Annotated in this window: 17 protein-coding genes; 6 read left to right on the plus strand and 11 right to left on the minus strand. The window is 59.4% G+C overall.

Annotation, left to right across the window (positions count from 1 at the left end):
- Positions 1-5 precede the first annotated feature (5 nt).
- Positions 6-2,072: a carbon starvation CstA family protein gene (locus BK667_RS02655; RefSeq protein WP_123509177.1), complete on the minus strand. Its 2,067-nt coding sequence runs from the start codon at positions 2,070-2,072 to the stop codon at positions 6-8.
- Positions 2,073-2,232: 160 nt separating this feature from the next.
- On the opposite strand from BK667_RS02655, the gene BK667_RS02660 reads away from it, so the two are divergent.
- Positions 2,233-2,601 (plus strand): PilZ domain-containing protein, encoded by a 369-nt coding sequence (locus BK667_RS02660; RefSeq protein ID WP_123596721.1) that lies wholly within the window; start codon positions 2,233-2,235, stop codon positions 2,599-2,601.
- A 121-nt stretch (positions 2,602-2,722) separates the two neighbouring features.
- Here the strand turns inward: BK667_RS02660 and radA are convergent, their stop codons facing one another.
- From radA to BK667_RS02675, 3 genes are read right to left on the minus strand one after another with little or no spacing between them, the layout of a single operon-like run.
- On the minus strand, positions 2,723-4,090 hold the full coding sequence (radA, locus tag BK667_RS02665) for a DNA repair protein RadA (RefSeq protein WP_123404825.1): 1,368 nt from the start codon (positions 4,088-4,090) through the stop codon (positions 2,723-2,725).
- 45 nt (positions 4,091-4,135) lie between these two features.
- Positions 4,136-4,690 carry an ankyrin repeat domain-containing protein gene (locus tag BK667_RS02670; protein WP_123509179.1) on the minus strand — a complete coding sequence of 185 codons (555 nt, stop codon included), beginning with the start codon at positions 4,688-4,690 and terminating at the stop codon, positions 4,136-4,138.
- 60 nt (positions 4,691-4,750) lie between these two features.
- Positions 4,751-6,292 carry a catalase gene (locus BK667_RS02675; protein ID WP_123596722.1) on the minus strand — a complete coding sequence of 514 codons (1,542 nt, stop codon included), beginning with the start codon at positions 6,290-6,292 and terminating at the stop codon, positions 4,751-4,753.
- Between the two features lie 285 nt (positions 6,293-6,577).
- Here BK667_RS02675 and mscL point away from each other — a divergent pair, with 285 nt between their 5' ends.
- Complete coding sequence (gene mscL, locus BK667_RS02680; RefSeq protein WP_123404819.1) at positions 6,578-6,991, plus strand: large-conductance mechanosensitive channel protein MscL; 414 nt, start codon at positions 6,578-6,580, stop codon at positions 6,989-6,991.
- 45 nt (positions 6,992-7,036) lie between these two features.
- Here the strand turns inward: mscL and BK667_RS02685 are convergent, their stop codons facing one another.
- A complete protein-coding gene (locus tag BK667_RS02685) occupies positions 7,037-7,813 on the minus strand; it encodes a ferredoxin--NADP reductase (RefSeq protein ID WP_123596723.1) in 777 nt (258 codons plus the stop codon).
- A gap of 335 nt (positions 7,814-8,148) precedes the next feature.
- Between BK667_RS02685 and BK667_RS02690 the strand changes: the two genes are divergently transcribed.
- Both BK667_RS02690 and BK667_RS02695 read left to right on the plus strand, forming a co-directional pair.
- Complete coding sequence (locus BK667_RS02690; protein ID WP_123596724.1) at positions 8,149-8,862, plus strand: autoinducer binding domain-containing protein; 714 nt, start codon at positions 8,149-8,151, stop codon at positions 8,860-8,862.
- Positions 8,863-9,035: 173 nt separating this feature from the next.
- A complete protein-coding gene (locus tag BK667_RS02695) occupies positions 9,036-10,160 on the plus strand; it encodes a methyltransferase (RefSeq protein WP_123596725.1) in 1,125 nt (374 codons plus the stop codon).
- A 75-nt stretch (positions 10,161-10,235) separates the two neighbouring features.
- Here the strand turns inward: BK667_RS02695 and BK667_RS02700 are convergent, their stop codons facing one another.
- The 3 genes from BK667_RS02700 to BK667_RS02710 all read right to left on the minus strand — a co-directional run bounded on the left by BK667_RS02700 (position 10,236) and on the right by BK667_RS02710 (position 12,927).
- Complete coding sequence (locus BK667_RS02700; RefSeq protein WP_123404812.1) at positions 10,236-10,403, minus strand: DUF2474 domain-containing protein; 168 nt, start codon at positions 10,401-10,403, stop codon at positions 10,236-10,238.
- A 76-nt stretch (positions 10,404-10,479) separates the two neighbouring features.
- Positions 10,480-11,487: a cytochrome d ubiquinol oxidase subunit II gene (cydB, locus tag BK667_RS02705; protein ID WP_123509185.1), complete on the minus strand. Its 1,008-nt coding sequence runs from the start codon at positions 11,485-11,487 to the stop codon at positions 10,480-10,482.
- 3 nt (positions 11,488-11,490) lie between these two features.
- Positions 11,491-12,927 (minus strand): cytochrome ubiquinol oxidase subunit I, encoded by a 1,437-nt coding sequence (locus BK667_RS02710; protein WP_123509186.1) that lies wholly within the window; start codon positions 12,925-12,927, stop codon positions 11,491-11,493.
- A 489-nt stretch (positions 12,928-13,416) separates the two neighbouring features.
- On the opposite strand from BK667_RS02710, the gene BK667_RS02715 reads away from it, so the two are divergent.
- Positions 13,417-14,655: an MFS transporter gene (locus tag BK667_RS02715; protein ID WP_123509830.1), complete on the plus strand. Its 1,239-nt coding sequence runs from the start codon at positions 13,417-13,419 to the stop codon at positions 14,653-14,655.
- On the opposite strand, the gene BK667_RS02720 is transcribed toward BK667_RS02715, so the two are convergent.
- From BK667_RS02720 to BK667_RS02730, 3 genes are read right to left on the minus strand one after another with little or no spacing between them, the layout of a single operon-like run.
- Positions 14,652-16,853 (minus strand): xanthine dehydrogenase family protein molybdopterin-binding subunit, encoded by a 2,202-nt coding sequence (locus BK667_RS02720; RefSeq protein ID WP_123596726.1) that lies wholly within the window; start codon positions 16,851-16,853, stop codon positions 14,652-14,654. The two genes, BK667_RS02715 and BK667_RS02720, sit on opposite strands and share 4 nt — an antisense overlap.
- Positions 16,853-17,839, minus strand: coding sequence for an FAD binding domain-containing protein (locus tag BK667_RS02725; RefSeq protein ID WP_123596727.1), 987 nt, complete (start codon positions 17,837-17,839; stop codon positions 16,853-16,855). The genes BK667_RS02720 and BK667_RS02725 overlap by 1 nt, the downstream gene beginning before the upstream one ends.
- Entirely contained in the window at positions 17,836-18,357 is a 522-nt protein-coding gene (locus BK667_RS02730) for a (2Fe-2S)-binding protein (protein WP_123596728.1), read from the minus strand. The genes BK667_RS02725 and BK667_RS02730 overlap by 4 nt, the downstream gene beginning before the upstream one ends.
- Before the next feature lie 225 nt (positions 18,358-18,582).
- Between BK667_RS02730 and BK667_RS02735 the strand changes: the two genes are divergently transcribed.
- Positions 18,583-18,870: a HigA family addiction module antitoxin gene (locus tag BK667_RS02735; RefSeq protein WP_123596729.1), complete on the plus strand. Its 288-nt coding sequence runs from the start codon at positions 18,583-18,585 to the stop codon at positions 18,868-18,870.
- Positions 18,871-18,873 lie beyond the last annotated feature (3 nt).

Genomic DNA, 18,873 nt, shown 5'->3' on the forward strand with positions numbered 1-18,873 from the left:
CTCAGTTACGCGTCCGGCACAGCCTGGAACGGTGCTTCTTTATCCGTGCGCTCTTTTGTACCCCAGGCTGAGATACCGACCTTGAGCGCATAGAACAGGATGCTGAACACCACGAACAGGAACAGCGCGGTCAGCGTTGCGTTGGTGTAGGCGTTGAAGATCACGTGCTGCATCTGCGTAATGTCCTTGGCCGGGGCGAGGATCTGGCCGTTGGCCAGGGCATCGCTGTATTTTTTCGCAAGCGACAGGAAGCCGATCGCCGGGTTAGCGTCGAACAGCTTGATGAAACCGGCGGTGGTGGTGCAGATCAGCAGCCACGCGGCAGGCATCAGGGTCACCCAGATGTAGCGTTGGCGTTTCATTTTGATCAGCACAACCGTGGCAAGCATCAGCGCGATACCGGCGAGCATCTGGTTGGAGATACCGAACAGCGGCCACAAAGTGTTGATCCCGCCCAACGGGTCGATCACGCCTTGGTACAGCAACCAACCCCACATCGCCACACAACCGGCAGTGGCGATCAGGTTGGCGGTCCAGGACTCGGTGCGCTTGAGCGACGGCACGAACGAGCCGAGCAAATCCTGGAGCATGAAACGTCCGGCCCGGGTGCCGGCATCGACGGCGGTCAGGATGAACAGCGCTTCAAACAGGATCGCGAAGTGGTACCAGAACGCCATGGTGTTTTCACCCGGCAGCACGCTGTGCAGGATCTGCGCGATACCGACCGCCAGGGTCGGTGCACCGCCGGCGCGGGCGAGGATGGTGGTTTCGCCAATATCATGAGCCACCGCTTGCAGCGCTTCCGGGGTAATTGCGAAACCCCAACTGCTGACGGTTTGCGCCACGGCCATCACGTCACCGCCGACCACCGCGGCCGGGCTGTTCATGGCGAAGTACACGCCTGGCTCGATCACCGAGGCGGCAACCATGGCCATGATGGCGACGAAGGATTCCATCAACATCGCGCCGTAGCCGATGTAGCGGGAATTGACTTCGTTATCCAGCAGCTTCGGCGTAGTGCCGGAAGAGATCAGCGCATGGAAACCCGAGACCGCACCGCACGCAATGGTGATGAACAGGAACGGGAACAACCCGCCCTTCCACACCGGACCGGTGCCGTCGATGAACTGGGTCAGGGCCGGCATTTTCAGCTCGGGCATGGTCACCAAAATGCCGATCGCCAAGGCAATGATGGTGCCGATTTTCAGGAAGGTAGAGAGGTAGTCACGCGGTGCCAGGATCAGCCAGACCGGTAACGAGGCGGCTACGAAACCATAACCGACCAGCATCCAGGTGATCTGCACGCCGGTGAAGCTGAACGCCTTGGCCCAGTACGGGTCGGCGGCAATCTGCCCGCCCAGCCAGATCGAACCCAACAGCAACAACACGCCGACCACGGAGATTTCACCGATGCGGCCCGGGCGGATGTAGCGCATATAGATGCCCATGAACATCGCGATCGGGATAGTCGCCATCACCGTGAAAATACCCCATGGGCTCTCGGCCAGGGCTTTCACCACGATCAGCGCCAGCACCGCGAGGATGATGATCATGATCAGGAAGCAGCCAAACAGTGCGATGGTGCCGGGGATGCGGCCCATTTCCTCACGAACCATGTCGCCGAGGGAGCGACCGTTGCGGCGCGTGGACATGAACAGGACCATGAAGTCCTGCACCGCACCGGCCAGCACTACGCCAGCAATCAGCCACAGCGTACCGGGCAGGTAACCCATCTGCGCCGCCAGCACCGGACCGACCAACGGCCCCGCGCCAGCGATGGCCGCGAAGTGGTGACCGAACAGGATGTGTTTGTTGGTCGGGACGTAGTCCAGGCCATCATTGTTGAGCACGGCGGGGGTGGCCCGGCGCGGGTCGAGCTGCATCACATTGTTTGCGATAAACAGACTGTAGTAACGATAAGCAACCAGATAAATGGCCACGGCAGCGACCACAATCCACAAGGCGTTGATCGCCTCGCCTCGGCGCAATGCCACTACGCCCAGGGCGCACGCTCCTACGATTGCCAGCAGCAGCCAGGGTAGATGGCGTAGCAGGCTATTATTATTTTTCATTTTTTTATTCCAGCCAGGGTGGACAAGAAAGACAGCCACCCCGAGTTTAGCTCTACTGGCGCCAAAGACCATAGTCCGACATTGGTCGAGCGCCATCACTGTGCTGGCAGCGTCTGGCGATGCAGGTCTATAGTCAGCCAACCTTCACGAGGATTGCGCCATGAGCGAGCACCCTGCCGATCGCCGCCGCTTCAAACGTATCGCGTTCGATGCCAAAACCGACCTGAGCCAGGGGGAACTTACCTGGCCGGTGAAGCTGATCGACCTCTCGCTCAAGGGGGCGTTGATCGAAAAGCCCGAGCCGTGGCTGGGCAATCCGGATTGGCATTTCCTGCTCGATATTCATCTGAATACAGATGTCGAGATCAAGATGGATGTGACGTTGACCCACGACGATCATGGTCAGCTCGGCTTCGTCTGCAAACACATCAGCCTGGAGTCCATCGAGCGTTTGCGGCGGTTGATTGAGTTCAACCTGGGCGATCCCGAGGAGCTGGAGCGCGAACTGGGTGCCTTGATCGAAGTCTGAAGCCACCCGCAATTCCACTGTGGGAGCGAGCCTGCTCGCGAATGCGGTCGTGCATTCAACATTTAAGTCGACTGACAGACCGCTTTCGCGAGCAGGCTCGCTCCCACAAGGGATTGGAGGGTTATTCGAAGAGTGCGTCGAGCGCCTGTTCCAGGCGGGTCACGGCAATAATCTGCAACCCCGGCGGTGCTTCTTTCGGCGCGTTGCCCTTGGGCACGATGGCGCGCTTGAAGCCGTGCTTGGCTGCTTCTTTAAGGCGTTCCTGACCACTCGGCACCGGGCGCACTTCACCGGACAACCCGACTTCGCCAAACACCAGCAAATCATGGGGCAGCGGCTTGTTGCGCAGGCTCGACATCACCGCCGCCATCAGCGCCAGGTCCGAAGCGGTTTCCAGCACTTTCACCCCGCCGACCACGTTGAGGAACACGTCCTGATCGTGGGTCGGAATGCCACCGTGACGGTGCAACACCGCCAGCAACATGGCCAAGCGGTTCTGGTCCAGGCCCAACGTGACCCGGCGCGGGTTGGCCAGGTGACTGTCATCCACCAGCGCCTGCACCTCGACCAGCATCGGCCGCGTGCCTTCCCACGTCGCCATGACCACACTGCCCGGGACTTCTTCCTGAGCACGCGTAAGAAAAATCGCCGAAGGATTGGAGACTTCTTTCAAGCCCTTGTCAGTCATGCCGAACACGCCGAGTTCGTTCACCGCACCGAAACGGTTTTTCACCGCCCGCAGCAGACGCAAACGCCCATCGGATTCGCCTTCGAAATACAGCACGGTATCGACCATGTGTTCCAGAACACGCGGGCCGGCCAACGCACCTTCCTTGGTCACGTGGCCCACCAGGAAAATCGCCGTGCCGCTCTGCTTGGCGTAGCGCACCAGCAACGCCGCGCTTTCGCGGACCTGGGAGACGCCGCCGGGAGCCGATTGCAGTTGCTCGGTGAAAATCGTCTGGATCGAGTCGATCACCATGACCTTGGGCTTTTCCTGCCGGGCCGTGGCGATGATGGTTTCGATGCAGGTTTCGGTCATCACCCGCAGCTTGTCCTGGGGCAAACCGAGGCGACGGGCGCGCATGGCCACCTGTTGCTGGGATTCTTCACCGGTGACGTACAGCGCCGGCATGCTCTTGGCGAGGTTGCACAAGGTTTGCAACAAAATGGTCGACTTGCCGATGCCGGGATCACCACCGATCAACACCACCGAGCCGTCCACCAGACCACCACCCAGCACGCGATCGAGTTCGCTGGAGGCCGTGGAAAAGCGTGGAATCTCTTCGACACTGACTTCGGCCAGGGTCCGGATTTGTGCCTGCTGGCCGGTCCATCCGGTACGACCGCTGGGGGCCGCCGCCCCGCCGCTCTCGACCATGGTTTCGGTCAACGTGTTCCAGGCCCCGCACTCGCCGCACTGGCCGGCCCACTTGGGGAAGGTTGAGCCGCACTCGGTGCAGCCGTACATGCGCTTGGCCTTGGCCATCTGAACTCCCGGCAAAAACCGCGATGATAGCGCAGCCGGACGGGATCAGCGCGGCGCAGCGTTTCGGATTTCACCGCTGGCCAGACGCGCGGCGCTGTTGCCCTGCGGATCTTCGGCATTCAGGTCGGCGCCCTTGGCCTTGAGCGCATCCAGCAACTCGACACGGTTGAACAACCCGGCATACATCGCCGCCGTCTGCCCGGCACCGTTGCGCTGATCGGGGCTGCAATTGGCCGCTAACAGGGTCCGGGCAATCTGCACTTCGCCTTTGAAAATGGCGCCCATCAGCGCCGTGTTGCCACGCTGATCCTGAGCGCAAGCATCGGCGCCAGCGGCGAGCAAACGGTCCACGGCGGCAGTCTGGCCGTGATAGGCGGCCAGAATCAGTGCGGTGTAACCCTTGCCATCACGGGTATCGAGGGAGTAACCAGCCTCGATAAAAGTCTCGAGCATCGGCACATCGCCACGCCGGGCAGCATCGAAGTAGTAGTCCTGCAATTGGGCTTTCAGCGCGGCGGGGTCTTGCGAGACATCCGCCGTCGGCCCGGCAAACACGCTGAACGACAAACCGCTCAGCAACATACAAAAGAACAAACGCATGACAGGCTCCCCAGGTTTGACGGGGCCCCGGATGAGGCCCCGTGTTTCAGGCAAACGGGATCAGTCGACCAGTTTGGCCGCCAGTGCCTTGACCCGCGCCAGGTCACCCTTGGCGACCTTGGTCACGCCGGTGCCATATTCCGGGTCGGCCTTATAGAGGAACGACAGCATGATGTGCTTGCTCTCGTCGTCCGTGGTGGCGAGCGAGCCGCCGAAGCTGTCGATCAGGTCCTGGCGTTCTTTCTGGCTGAACGAGCGATACAGATCGCCGGCCTGCTTGAAGTTCTGCTCACGCTGGATCTTCGCCTGCTGGGTGCTGCCCGACAGGGCCGACTGGCTGTAGCGCGCGGTTTGCGGTTCTTCACGCGACAGCAAACGGCTTGGCTGGTAATTCACGCCGGTGCTACTGGCGCCGCTGTTCATTGCGCCGTCCTGATTACCGTTGTTCACGGCAACCTTTGGCGCATTGATCGGCAGTTGCAGGGCATTGGCGCCCAGGCGATACATTTGCGTATCGGCATACGAGAACACTCGGCCCTGTAATAAACGGTCTTCCGAAGGCTCAATGCCGGGAACAAGATTGGCAGGCGCCATGGCAACTTGTTCGGTTTCCTGGAACACATTGGCCGGATTACGATTCAAGACCATTTGTCCAACTTTTCGCTCAGGTATACCGGGCCAAATCTTGGTTGCATCCAAAGGATCGAAATCAAATTTGGACAAATCTTGCGGATTTACAACCTGAATGTACAAGTCCCACTTCGGGAAGTCGCCCTTGTTTATATGAGTAACCAAGTCATTAGTCATATGACTGTAGTCTTTACCTTGAACTTGGGTAACAGCCTGTGGATCGAGATTATTAATGCCCTGCAAACTTTTCCAATGGAACTTTACATAGCGAACTTCACCTTTGGCATTCACCAACTTATAGGCGTGAACGCCATTACCGTCCATTTCCCGATAACTGGCAGGCGTACCGGAGTTGGAATACAACTCGGTCAAAGTACGCGTGGCTTCCGGCACATGGGAAAAGAAATCGAAACGACGGGAATCGTCGTCGAGGTTGGTGCGCGGATCAGGTTTGAAAGCGTGGACCATGTCCGGGAACTTGATGGCGTCACGGATGAAAAAGGTCGGGAAATTGTTTCCCACCAGGTCCCAGTTGCCGTCCGCGGTGTAGAACTTGGTGGCAAAGCCCCGGGGGTCGCGCAGGGTTTCCGGGGAGTGGTTGCCATGCACCACCGCTGAAAAGCGCACAAACACCGGCGTGCTCTGGCCGCCGGCGAACACTGTGGCTTTGGTCAGGTCGCTGAGATCGTCGGTCACGGTGAAGGTGCCATGGGCGCCAGTCCCACGGGCATGCACCACGCGTTCAGGAATCCGTTCGCGGTCGAAACGCTGAAGTTTCTGGATCAGTTGCACGTCTTGCAGCAGCACCGGGCCCGTGGCGCCGGCGGTTTGCGAGTTCTGGTTGTCGCCGACGGCAGCACCGTTATCCCGGGTCAGGGTGGCGGCACTCACGGAAAAGGACAGCAGGCCGGCGCTCAAAACGCCCAGGGCGCGACGATGGGAATAAGCCCCAAGGCCAAGGGAAGTTGTCATAGGAGTTTCCTCTGATTTTATAAAGCGCATCCAGGTGCGCTCAACAGAGGCTAGTGACCGCCAGCCCAAAACCTAAATAGAAATGCCACACCGGGGCGATAGGCAAAAGATGCTGGAAGGGCCGGTCTAGAGGGGGTAACCGCGCGCGAATGATGGCCTTTTGTAAACTTTCCGGCGTCGGGCCGGTCGATAGCAGGCAAACCATGTAAGCAGTTGTGTCGAGCGAGATGCGTTTTGCTGATTTACACTGCGTTCACCAACCTCATCTGTAACAAGGAATAACCTATGGGCGTGCTTAACGAGTTCAAGGCCTTCGCGGTCAAAGGCAATGTGGTCGACATGGCCGTCGGTATCATCATCGGCGCCGCGTTCGGCAAGATCGTTTCGTCGTTTGTCGGCGACGTGGTCATGCCGCCAATCGGCCTGTTGATCGGTGGGGTGGATTTCAGTGACCTGGCTATCACGCTCAAGGCCGCCGATGGCAACATCCCGGCGGTCGTGTTGGCGTATGGCAAGTTCATCCAGAGCATGATCGACTTCGTGATCGTCGCGTTCGCGATCTTCATGGGCGTCAAGGCCATCAATCGCCTGAAGCGCGAAGAGGCCGTCGCACCGACCCTGCCGCCAGTGCCGACCAAGGAAGAAGAGCTGTTGAGCGAGATCCGCGATCTGCTCAAGGCCCAGAACGACCGGCCTTGAAGACTGTATAGCAATGAAAAACGGCGCCTTCGGGGCGCCGTTTTTTTACCAATAGTTTTCGACCGCCACCTGGCCGGGTCGCCGGCTAAGGCTGAGATTCATATCGCGCAGCTTGAGCAATTTGCGCGTGTCATCGATCATTTGCGGGTTGCCACAGATCATCACTCGCGAGTGCTCCGGCGTCAGCGCCACCCCGGCGGCCCGCTCCAGCTCGCCATTCTCAATCAGGGTGGTGATCCGTCCACTCAGGACACCTGGAACCTGCTCGCGGGTGACCGTCGGGATAAATTGCAGTTTGTGCGCATGCTCTGCCAGGTAGTCACGCTGCGCCAGCCCTGCGATCAGCTCCTGATAAGCCAGTTCCCGGCCTTCGCGCGCGCTGTAGACCAGGATGATGCGTTCGAATTTTTCCCATACCTCGAAATCCTGCAGGATCGACAGGAACGGCGCCACCCCGGTGCCTGTGGATAACAGCCAGAGATCACGACCATCGACGAACCGATCCAGGGTCAGATAGCCCGTGGCCTGCCGTTCCACCATCAGCGTATCCCCCACTTCCAGGCGACTCAGCTCACCGGTGAACTCGCCTCCCGGCACGACAATGGAGAAGAACTCGAGAAACTCGTCATAGGGCGAAGAGACCATGGAATAGGCGCGCCACACCGTGCTGCCATCCGTTTTGGTCACACCCAGACGAGCGAATTGCCCGGCGCGAAAACGAAAACCCGAGTCCCTGGTGGTGCGCAAGGTGAACAGGCTCGGGGTCAGTGGCTGAACGTCGAGCAGGGTCTGGCGCGTGAATTTTTCTGCACTGGCGGTCATGGGGCACTCCATTGAACAGGTGAAGCCAGTGTCCCGCAAAGCTGACGACTTAAACACCGGTGGTTTGTAGTGGCTTTAGCCAATGCCTCTTATTCTTATTAACTAAAACCCAACTAACGACATTAATATGCCAGCACCGCGCACATGATATTGATATCGCGGTTCTAATGTCTCATCCGTTACGCCTGTGTTACATAAGAACCAGTTAGACACTTAGCGGCTTTATCAAGATCAAAAAAATCCGAGCGCCTTAGTAGGAAGAGTCCTACAATCGTGACGTGCCGGATCCTGGATCCAAGTGGCACCCCAGAGGAACACGCGGATGGAGAAATCAAATGGAAATGTGGAAGGAGTCACAGTTAAACCAACTGTCTTACACAAACGAAATCGATGTCGCATACCAGCTTTCACTGAACTTCATAAAAAATATCGGCTTTAAATTCTGTGCATTTTCAATAACTTCCAAAACCCTTGGTGCCCACGACCACACCCTTAATCGAAACAACTACCCCAAAGACTGGAACAGTCAATATGAACAAGATGAATTTAGCGCCATCGACCCAATAGTGGCCCACTGCAATCAATCCATGCTACCGATCCTGTGGACTGAAGACGTCTTTTCCAAGACGCCCCGGGTGTGGCAAGCCTTGAAACAGCAAGGCCTGCAGCATGGCTGGTCGCAATCGGTCCATGATGAGGAAAACGGCTTGTACAGCATTCTGAGTCTGGCCAGAAGCCACTGCCCGATTACACCTTTTGAACTGTATGAAAATCTTGGTTTTACGGTTTTTATCAGCCGTCATCTACACGCTTTGGCCACCCAGCATCTGCCCAAAAGAGCAGCAAAACCCAGCGCACCGCATCTATCACCACGAGAAGTCGAGGTATTGAAACTGTCGGCCGACGGCAAGACCGCATACGAGATCGCCAGGATCCTCAGCCTCAGCGAGCGGACGGTGAATTTCCATGTGCACCGGGCCATCGAGAAACTGGGGGTGTGTAACAAGACCGCTGCCGTGATCCAGGCGGTCAGGGCTGGCGCCTTCTGAAACGGGTGAGTTCAAAGAAAACCTGCGGGTAATCGAACAGAAAAAAACGTACCATTTGCGATCCTTCCTGAGTGTTGACGTAAAACTTTACGCCGAAGTCCACTCGGTCGGTTCCGCCCGCCACATCGCCCCTGGGCCGCGGGACACTCGTTGATTATCCAGAGCCCCGCCCCATGCCTTTGCTCGAAACATCGTTCGCCCAACTCGACCTGATCCGCCAGCCCGAACAGCAGAACGAACCGCTACAAGCGTTCGATGCTGCCGACGAATACCTGCTCAATCATCTGGCGCAGCAGCAACCGACAGCCGATGCGCGGGTATTGGTACTCAACGACAGTTTTGGCGCACTGGCCGCCAGCCTGGCGGGCAAGGTCCGGGTCACCAGCAGCGGCGACTCGTTCCTGGCGTTCCAGGGACTGGAAAAGAATCTGATCCGCAATGGCCTGGCGTTCGACGCGGTGCCAAGCGTGCCAGCCAATGAAGCCTTCGTCGGGCCGTTTGACCGGGTGTTGATCCGGGTGCCAAAAACCCTCGCGTTGCTGGAAGAACAGCTGATTCGCCTGCAAGACCAGCTGGCGCCGGGCGCCCAGGTGATTGCGGCGGCAATGGTCAAGCATCTGCCGCGCGCCGCCGGAGATTTGCTGGAGCGCTACATCGGACCGGTACAAGCCTCGTTGGCGGTGAAGAAGGCGCGGTTGCTGATTGCAACCTTTGAACCCAAAGCGCCGGCCGTCTCCCCTTACCCGTCCCGCTACCAACTCGACGAACCCGCGATCGAACTGCTCAACCACGCCAACGTGTTTTGCCGCGAAGGGCTGGATATCGGTACGCGCGCGTTTCTACCGCATTTGCCAAAAAACCTGGGCATGGCAAGGGTAGCCGACCTCGGTTGCGGTAACGGCGTGTTGGCCATCGCCAGTGCCCTGCAAAACCCTGATGCCCAATACACGCTGGTGGACGAGTCGTTCATGGCCGTGCAATCGGCCCGCGAAAACTGGCGCGCTGCGTTGAGTGAGCGCGAGGTCATCGTACGGGCCGGCGACGGCCTGGCCGGTCAGGAACCGCAGTCACTGGACGTGGTGCTGTGCAATCCGCCGTTTCACCAGCAACAGGTGGTCGGCGATTTTCTCGCCTGGCGGATGTTCCAGCAGGCCCGGGAAGCGCTGGTAGTCGGCGGCGCGTTGTACATCGTCGGCAACCGTCACTTGGGTTATCACAGCAAGCTGGCGCGGTTGTTCCGCGGCGTCGAGCAAGTGGCGGCCACGCCGAAATTCGTCATTCTCAAAGCCCGCAAATAACCCGGACAAAAAAAACCCTCCGTCAGGAGGGTTGAGGCCGTGCCACAAGGCATCGGGATGGGAATCTCGAGTGTTTCAGTGGGTGGTCAGACCCGCGGCATTCATGAACATGCGCATCAGGCTGGCCACGATAAACAGGGCCACGACGCTGCCGGTCCAGATCATCGCCAGCCATCCGAGCCGCTGCCACAGCGGTTTTTTTTCGGCCTGTTCAATGTCGTGCAGGGTGGGTTTGGTGGACATGTTTTCGATCCTCTCTTGAAGGGGATGGCGTCTGTGAGGACGCCTTCGCGAGCAAGCTTCGCTCCTACAGGGGTTCCTAGTGGTAACCGTCTTCATGGGTGACCTTGCCGCGGAACACGTAGTAGCTCCAGAAGGTGTAGCCCAGGATGAACGGGATGATGAACAGCGTACCCACCAGCATGAAGCCCTGGCTTTGCGGTGGTGCGGCGGCGTCCCAGATCGAGATCGACGGCGGCACGATGTTCGGCCAAAGGCTGATGCCCAAGCCACTGTAGCCAAGGAAGATCAACACCAGGGTCAGCAGGAACGGCGTGTAATGCGCGTTGCGGGCCACCGCGCGGATCAGACCGTACATGGTCACCAACACCAGGATTGGCACCGGCAGGAACCAGAACAGGTTCGGCAGAGTGAACCAGCGCGCCGCGATTTCGGCATGGGCCAGCGGGGTCCAGATGCTGACGATACCGATCACTGCCAACACCACGAACGCCAATGGCCGCGCCAGATCGTGCATCTGTTCCTGCAACTTGCCTTCAGTCTTCATGATCAGCCAGGTGCAGCCGAGCAGCGCATAAGCCACCACCAGCGCCAAGCCGCAGAACAGGGTGAACGGCGTCAGCCAGTCCAGTGAACCACCGGCAAATTGACGGTTAACCACCGGCAACCCATCGATAAACGCCCCCAGCGCCACACCCTGGAAGAAAGTTGCAGCCACCGAACCACCGATGAAGGCCTTGTCCCACAGATGACGCTTGTCGTCCTTGGCCTTGAAGCGGAACTCGAACGCCACGCCGCGGAAGATCAGGCCGATCAGCATGAATATCAGCGGCAGGTACAACGCCGACAACACCACCGAGTAAGCCAGCGGGAAAGCGCCAAACAACGCCGCGCCACCGAGTACCAGCCAGGTTTCGTTACCGTCCCACACCGGTGCGACGGTGTTCATCATCACGTCGCGGTCGGTCTTGCCGGGGATGAACGGGAAGAGAATCCCGATGCCCAGGTCGAAACCGTCCATGACCACGTACATCATGATGCCGAAGATGATGATCACGGCCCAGATCAGCGGAAGATCAATACCCATGATTCAAATCTCCTTGGTCACGGTGTGGTCGGCATCGGCGTGATCGTCGTCGGCTGCGGACAGCGGACGAGCCGGCGTACGTTTCTGGCCAGGACCACCGTGGTTGGTTTCCTTGCCTTCGTCGATCTTCGGCCCTTTGCGCACCAGGCGCATCATGTAGCCCAGACCGGTGCCGAACAGCGCGAAATACACCACCACGAACAACACCAGCGTAATGCTCATCTGCATGAAGCTATGGTTGGAGGACGCATCCGCCGTGCGCATCAACCCATAGACCACCCACGGCTGACGCCCGATTTCAGTGGTGAACCAACCGGCGAGGATCGCGATCAGGCCGGACGGCCCCATCCACAGCGCCAGGTACAGGAACGGCCGCGAGGTATACAGCTTGTCGCTCTTGCGCAGCCACAGGCTCCACAAACCGGTGAAGATCATCAGGAAGCCCAGGCCGACCATGATCCGGAACGACCAGAACACGATGGTCGAATTCGGCCGGTCTTCCGGCGGGAATTCCTTGAGCGCCGGCACCTGTTTATCCAGGGAGTGCGTGAGGATCAGGCTGCCGAGGTACGGAATCTCGACCGCGAATTTGGTCTTCTCGGCTTTCATGTCCGGCCAGCCGAACAGGATCAGCGGGGTCGGTTCATCCCCGACGTTTTCCCAGTGGCCTTCGATCGCCGCGATTTTCGCTGGCTGATGCTCGAGTGTATTGAGGCCGTGGAAGTCGCCGATAACGGCTTGAATGGGCGCAACGATCAACGCCATCCACATGGCCATCGAGAGCATGGTGCGAATCGCCGGGTTGTCTTTGCCGCGCAGCAAGTGCCACGCCGCCGAGGAACCGACGAAAAACGCGGTCGCGACGAACGCGGCTGTCGACATGTGCAGCAGACGGTACGGGAACGACGGGTTGAAGATCACCGCCAGCCAGTCCACCGGAATGACCTGGCCATTGACGATTTCGTAACCCTGCGGGGTCTGCATCCAGCTGTTGGAGGCGAGAATCCAGAAGGTCGAGATCAGCGTGCCGATGGCCACCATGACCGTGGCGAAGAAGTGCAGCTTGCGTCCGACCTTGTTCCAGCCGAACAGCATGACGCCGAGGAAACCGGCTTCAAGGAAGAATGCGGTGAGCACTTCATAGGTCAGCAGCGGCCCGGTGACGGAACCGGCGAAGTCCGAGAAGCGACTCCAGTTGGTGCCGAACTGATAGGCCATGACGAGGCCGGAGACCACGCCCATGCCGAAGTTCACGGCAAAGATCTTCGACCAGAAGTGGTACAGATCGCGGTAGGTATCGTTGTGGGTTTTGAGCCACAGGCCTTCGAGTACCGCCAGGTAACTCGCCAGGCCAATGGTGATGGCCGGGAACAGGATGTGGAACGAGATGGTGAACGCGAACTGCATCCGGGCGAGATCAAGTGCCTCCAAACCGAACATAAGTCTTCCTCTGTCAGGTAATACCGGCTGTAGGGCTTATGACCCTGCACCCACTCTGCCCCCACGGATATGGAGTGTGGCGAATTCCAATTCGTTCTTTTTTTACAAACATCACAACGTAGGGAGTCTGGCCGTCTGGCCGCCAGATCAATTCCTTGTGGGGTATTGATCTGGATCAAGCAACGTTGAAAGAGTAGTCCCATTTTTAACGATGGACGGTGTGGTCTTTTGCCGCGTGACAGGTTGCCTCATAGGTTTTGCAATCAGCCGCAACACATCCCCTGTGGGAGCGGGCTTGCTCGCGAAAGCGGTGTGTCAGTCGATATCAATTTGCCTGACCCACCGCTTTCGCGAGCAAGCCCGCTCCCACAGGGGGATGTCGGGGTTTTGGAGATCGGTGTCTAGCTACCTAAATTTTTTGTCAGCGCAACTTCTTGTTACAGCTTGGTGATAGTCTCAACCCTCCCCTCGCTCAAGACCTGCCTTCAGATGCCCAGCCAAGCGCCCCTGCTGTTACGTCATCACCGCCCTTTCATTGCGTTCTGGCTGGCTCGGGTGTTCACCGCCAGCGGTTTTCAGATGCTCACCGTGGCCATCGGCTGGAATCTCTACCAATTGACCGGCAATGTGCTGGATCTGGGTCTGGTGGGTTTGGTCGAATTCGCCCCGCGGGTGCTGTTCATGCTGCACACCGGGCATGTCGCGGATCGTTACGACCGGCGCAAGGTCGCGGCGATCTGTCAGTCCCTGCAAGCCTTGATCGCCTTGTCCCTGGCCATCGGCAGCGCCACCGACCATGTCACCCGGGAAATGATCTTCATCCTCGCGTTCCTGCTCGGTGCCGCGCGCTCGTTCGAAATGCCGACCACCCAGGCCCTGCTGCCAAGCATCGTGCCTAGCGCATTGTTTCCCCGGGCCGTAGCCGCTGCACAATCGGCGCAGCAATCGGCGACCATCGTCGCCCCGGCCCTCGGCGGTTTGCTCTACGCCTTCGGCAGCGTCTGGGTCTACGGCCCGACGGTCATTCTGTACATCATCGCTTGCTGCTTGATGCTCAACCTGCCCGCGCGGCAAACGCCGCTGAACAAGGGCAAGGCGACCATGGATTCGCTGCTGGCCGGTATCCGTTTCATCCGCAGCCGTCCGGACATCCTCGGGGCGATTTCCCTGGATCTGTTCGCCGTGCTGCTGGGCGGCGCGACGGCGCTGCTGCCGGTGTTCGCCAAGGACATTCTGCTCACCGGCCCTTGGGGCCTGGGCCTGCTGCGTTCGGCGCCTGCAGTGGGCGCGTTGTTGATGTCGTTGTACCTGGCGCGATTTGCCGTGGAGCGCAAGGTCGGACGGGTGATGTTCACCGCCGTCGGCGTGTTCGGCGTGGCCACCATCGCCTTCGGCCTGTCCACTTCGTTCTGGTTCTCCTTGGCGGTGCTGGTGGTGCTGGGCGCGGCGGACATGATCAGCATGGTGATCCGCGCCTCCTTCGTGCAACTGGAAACCCCGGACGAAATGCGCGGCAGGGTCAGCGCCGTGAACGGACTGTTCATCGGCGCCTCGAACCAGTTGGGCGAGTTCGAATCCGGCCTCACCGCCCACTGGTTCGGCACCGTGCCGGCGGTGGTCATGGGCGGCATCGGCACCCTGGTGGTCACCGGCACCTGGATCAAACTGTTCCCGACCCTGGCCAACCGCGACCGCATGCACGTGGCCAAGGAAGAAGCCAAGGTCTAAAGCAACTTATCGAGGGTGATGGGAAAGTCCCGCACCCGTTTGCCGGTGGCGTGATAAATCGCATTGGCCACCGCCGCCGCCACCCCGACAATGCCGATTTCACCCACGCCTTTGGAACCGAGGGCATTGACGATGTCGTCGTGTTCTTCGACAAACAGCACGTCAATGTCGCCGATATCGGCGTTTACCGGGATGTGGTACTCGGCCAGGCTGTGGTTCATGTGACGGCCCAGCGCATGGTCGGTTTGCGTCTCTTCGTGCAACGCCATGCCGATGCCCCACACCACGCCGCCGAGAATCTGGCTGCGAGCCATTTTCGGATTGACCACTCGACCGGCAGCGATCGCGCTGACCACTCGATTGACCTTCACCGTGCCCAAATCCTCATCGACCAACACCTCGACGAACACCGCAGAATGGGTTGCGGTGGCATAGGCTTCGCGTTTTTTGTCCGGCTCGGCGTCGACTTGAGCCTCAATCACGTCTTCGCCGCTGTCCCGGGCCAGATCAGCCAACGGGATACGCGCCGCACCGAATGACAGCTGCCCGTCTTCAAAAACCGCCTGCTCCGAGGTCACGCCACTGAAGGCCGGGGACGTTTGCCGCGCCACGGCGAGCAGTTTTTCCTTCAGGGCTTCGCAGGCCTGCTGCACCGCCGTGCCGACCGACGAAACCGTGAACGATCCGCCCTGCAACGGTGCGGTGGGTAATGAAGAGTCACCCAGGACAAAAGTGACATCCTTCAGCGAAACGCCTGACGCCTGCGCGGCGATTTGCGTCATCACGGTGTAGGTGCCCGTGCCGATGTCGGTGGTCGCGCTGCTTACCGTGAGTTTGCCGTTGTGATCGAGGGATGCCTTGGCGCTGGCCTTCATTTGCATGGCCTCCCAGACACCACCAGCCATGCCCCATCCGACCAACTGCCGATCCTGGCGCATGCTGCGCGGTTCAGGATTGCGCTTTTCCCAACCAAATCGCTTCGCACCTTGGGCGTAGCATTCGCGCAATTGCTTGCTGGAATAGGGTTTGTCTTCGTTCTGGTTGCGATCGGAATAGTTGATCAGGCGCAGTTGCAACGGATCGATGGCCAACGCACAGGCCAGTTCATCCATCGCACACTCCAGACCAATCAACCCCAGCGCCGCCCCTGGTGCGCGCATATCCAGCGGCGTGAATACGTCGAGGGGCACCAATTTGTAGGTCAGTTGCACGTTGTCACAGTGATAGAGCATGCCGCTCCACTCCACCACATGCTCGGTGAAATCCTCGAATCGCGAGGTCTGACCGATGGCGGTGTGCGCCACCGCGAGCAAGCGCCCATTGGCCGCCGCGCCCAATTGCAGACGCTGCAAGGTGCGTGGCCGATAGCCGAAAGTGAACATCTGCTGGCGCGTCAGTGTCACGCGCACTGAACGCCTGAGATGCAGCGCGGCCATCACCGCCAGCGGCAGCTGATACTGCGGGCGCAAACCGGAACCGAAGGCTCCACCGACATACGCAGCGAAAATCCTGACCTGCTCTTTCTCAAGGCCAAAGACCTTCTGCACGTAGGACTGACAATTCTGCGGGCCTTGGGTCTTGTCGTGGATGTGCAGACTGCCATCGGCCTGGTACAGCACCGTACTGGCATGGGGCTCCATCGGGTTGTGGTGTTCAATCGGGGTGCTGTAGTTCAGATCCAGGCTGATGGCCGCGCCAGCGAACTCGGCCTGAAAATTCCCACGGGGTTTGGGCGGTTCGGCGGGTGCCGGGTGGGCTTCGCCTTGCAGGCTTAACAGATTGGTCTGATGTTCCTCGACGTCGTACTCAATCTCTATCAACGAACCGGCATAGCGCGCCAGTTCAAGGTTATCGGCGACGACAAGTGCCAGCGGCTGGCCGCTGTACAACACGCGGTCGTTGTACAACGGGCGAAACGGCGAGCCGTCCGCCGAGTCGGCGTCTTCATAGTCTTTGTCATAACTGGCGATTTTCGGGCGGTTGGTGTGATCGATCACGGCGACCACGCCGGGTAGTGCGAGGGCTTTGGACACGTCAATGCTGATCACTCGAGCGCAGGCCACGCGACTGGAGACAACACTGCCGTGAAGCAGGCCGTCCTCGGGAAACTCTCCGGCATAGCGCGCCTGGCCGGTGACTTTGAGATGACCGTCGACACGGTCCAGCGGTTGGCCCATCGGTTGGGTGAACGTATTCATCAGGCTTGCCCTCCCTGCGCGGCATCACTCAGAGCGCGGATGATCGCCCGGCGTGCCAGGGTGACTTTGAAAGCGTTGTGTTCGAGGGGCTGCGCGTTTTGCAACAAGGCGTCGGCGGCAGTGGTAAATGTTTCGCGGCTGGCCGCTTTGCCCACCAACCAGTTCTCCACAGCTTCGTCACGCCACGGCTTGTGGGCCACGCCGCCGAGGGCGAGACGTGCGTCGCAAATCACCGGCCCGGTAAAATCCAGTGCGGCGGCCACCGAAACCAGCGCAAACGCATAGGACGCCCGGTCGCGAATCTTCAGGTAATGGCTGTGTTCGGCAAAACCGGTGGCGGGCAATTCAATGGCGGTGATCAGCTCATCGTCGGCCAATTGGTTGTCGCGCTCCGGGGCATCGCCCGGCAGACGGTGAAAGTCGGCAAACTCGATGATCCTGGCGCCATTGCGACCTTGCACATGAACCACCGCTTCCAGAGCAGCCAGTGCCACGCACATATCGGAGGGATGCGTGGCGACGCATTGCGCACTGGCGCCGAAGATCGCATGAATCCGGTTCAGTCCGTCCCGCGCCGGGCAACCGCTGCCGGGTTCGCGCTTGTTGCACGGCACATTGGCGTCATAGAAGTAATAGCAGCGCGTGCGTTGCAGCAGATTGCCGCCGGTACTTGCCATGTTGCGCAATTGCGGTGATGCGCCGGCCAGAATGGCTTGGGACAACAGTGGATAACGCTGCTCGATCAACGGGTGCCAGGCCAGGTCGGCGTTACTCACCAGCGCACCGATCATCAGCCCGCCCTTCGCCGTCTCTTTGACCTCACGCAACGGCAGTCCGGTGATGTCGATCAGATGCTCGGGCCGCGTAAGGTTTTCCTTCATCAAATCCAGAAGATTCGTACCGCCGGCAATGAAGCGCGATGCGGGACCGGCGAGATGGACGGCGTCCTGCACCGAAGCTGGTTTGCTGTAGTGGAAAGGATTCATTGACCACCTCCTTGCTGAGAAAGGGGCAAGGCTTCTTCAATGGCATCGCGAATATTGCTGTAGGCGCCGCAACGGCAGAGGTTGCCGCTCATCAGTTCCTTGATCTGCTCGATGTTCTGAGCGCGTCCCTCATTCGCCAACCCCACCGCCGAGCAAATCTGCCCCGGCGTGCAATAGCCGCATTGAAAGGCATCGTGCTTGATGAAGGCTTGCTGCATCGGGTGCAGCGCTTCACCGTCGGCCAGGCCTTCGATGGTGGTCAACTTGGCACCGTCGCACATCACCGCCAACGTCAGACAGGCATTTACCCGCTTACCGTTGAGCAATACCGTGCACGCGCCACACTGACCGTGATCGCAGCCTTTTTTGGTACCGACCAGGTCCAGTTGCTCGCGCAGCAGGTCCAGCAACGTGGTCCACGGCAAGACCTCAAGCAGACGATCCTCGCCATTAAGGGTCAGGCGTAACGGATGACGGGTGAATAACGCCGGCGCAGCGTCGGGAGTGGTCGCGCTCATAAACACCTCACGGTTGGTCGTACATTCGCGGCGTTTTGGCAAACCGCCGTCATAAGGGGTACGACTTCGGGGGTGGGATGGGCGTTCAAAGGAATTGATCTGTGGCGCAATACCACTCAAAGCACAAATGTGCCGACCAAGTGCGATACATAGATACCGCATCGAGTGTAATGTATCGCCTTACACTTTCCCGATGATTGACTATCACTGACAGGAGGCAGGACCATGCCCATGCACAACCCGCCACACCCTGGTGAAACGCTCTTGATGGATGTGTTGCCCGAAATTGGCATCAGCGTCACAGAACTGGCCCGCCATCTCGGATTTGCGCGGCCACACCTTTCCAGGGTGCTGCATGGCCACGCACCGATCAGCCCAGACCTGGCGGTTCGTCTTGAACGAGCGGGCATCGGTAAGGCCCGGATGTGGCTGGGGGTTCAAACCGACTATGACCTCTGGCAGGCCGAACATCGTGAGCAACCGGCCATCGAGCCCATTGCCGTCCACGCCTGATCG

Origin of the sequence: Pseudomonas frederiksbergensis, assembly GCF_003732705.1 — a bacterium.
Classification (GTDB): Bacteria; Pseudomonadota; Gammaproteobacteria; order Pseudomonadales; family Pseudomonadaceae; genus Aquipseudomonas; species Aquipseudomonas frederiksbergensis_F.

Bases quoted from the DNA above. Each gene is read 5' to 3' on its own strand.
- BK667_RS02655 (WP_123509177.1), bottom strand. From the start codon at position 2,072: ATGAAAAATAATAATAGCCTGCTACGCCATCTACCCTGGCTGCTGCTG.
- BK667_RS02660 (WP_123596721.1), top strand. From the start codon at position 2,233: ATGAGCGAGCACCCTGCCGATCGCCGCCGCTTCAAACGTATCGCGTTC.
- radA (WP_123404825.1), bottom strand. From the start codon at position 4,090: ATGGCCAAGGCCAAGCGCATGTACGGCTGCACCGAGTGCGGCTCAACC.
- BK667_RS02670 (WP_123509179.1), bottom strand. From the start codon at position 4,690: ATGCGTTTGTTCTTTTGTATGTTGCTGAGCGGTTTGTCGTTCAGCGTG.
- BK667_RS02675 (WP_123596722.1), bottom strand. From the start codon at position 6,292: ATGACAACTTCCCTTGGCCTTGGGGCTTATTCCCATCGTCGCGCCCTG.
- mscL (WP_123404819.1), top strand. From the start codon at position 6,578: ATGGGCGTGCTTAACGAGTTCAAGGCCTTCGCGGTCAAAGGCAATGTG.
- BK667_RS02685 (WP_123596723.1), bottom strand. From the start codon at position 7,813: ATGACCGCCAGTGCAGAAAAATTCACGCGCCAGACCCTGCTCGACGTT.
- BK667_RS02690 (WP_123596724.1), top strand. From the start codon at position 8,149: ATGGAAATGTGGAAGGAGTCACAGTTAAACCAACTGTCTTACACAAAC.
- BK667_RS02695 (WP_123596725.1), top strand. From the start codon at position 9,036: ATGCCTTTGCTCGAAACATCGTTCGCCCAACTCGACCTGATCCGCCAG.
- BK667_RS02700 (WP_123404812.1), bottom strand. From the start codon at position 10,403: ATGTCCACCAAACCCACCCTGCACGACATTGAACAGGCCGAAAAAAAA.
- cydB (WP_123509185.1), bottom strand. From the start codon at position 11,487: ATGGGTATTGATCTTCCGCTGATCTGGGCCGTGATCATCATCTTCGGC.
- BK667_RS02710 (WP_123509186.1), bottom strand. From the start codon at position 12,927: ATGTTCGGTTTGGAGGCACTTGATCTCGCCCGGATGCAGTTCGCGTTC.
- BK667_RS02715 (WP_123509830.1), top strand. From the start codon at position 13,417: ATGCCCAGCCAAGCGCCCCTGCTGTTACGTCATCACCGCCCTTTCATT.
- BK667_RS02720 (WP_123596726.1), bottom strand. From the start codon at position 16,853: ATGAATACGTTCACCCAACCGATGGGCCAACCGCTGGACCGTGTCGAC.
- BK667_RS02725 (WP_123596727.1), bottom strand. From the start codon at position 17,839: ATGAATCCTTTCCACTACAGCAAACCAGCTTCGGTGCAGGACGCCGTC.
- BK667_RS02730 (WP_123596728.1), bottom strand. From the start codon at position 18,357: ATGAGCGCGACCACTCCCGACGCTGCGCCGGCGTTATTCACCCGTCAT.
- BK667_RS02735 (WP_123596729.1), top strand. From the start codon at position 18,583: ATGCCCATGCACAACCCGCCACACCCTGGTGAAACGCTCTTGATGGAT.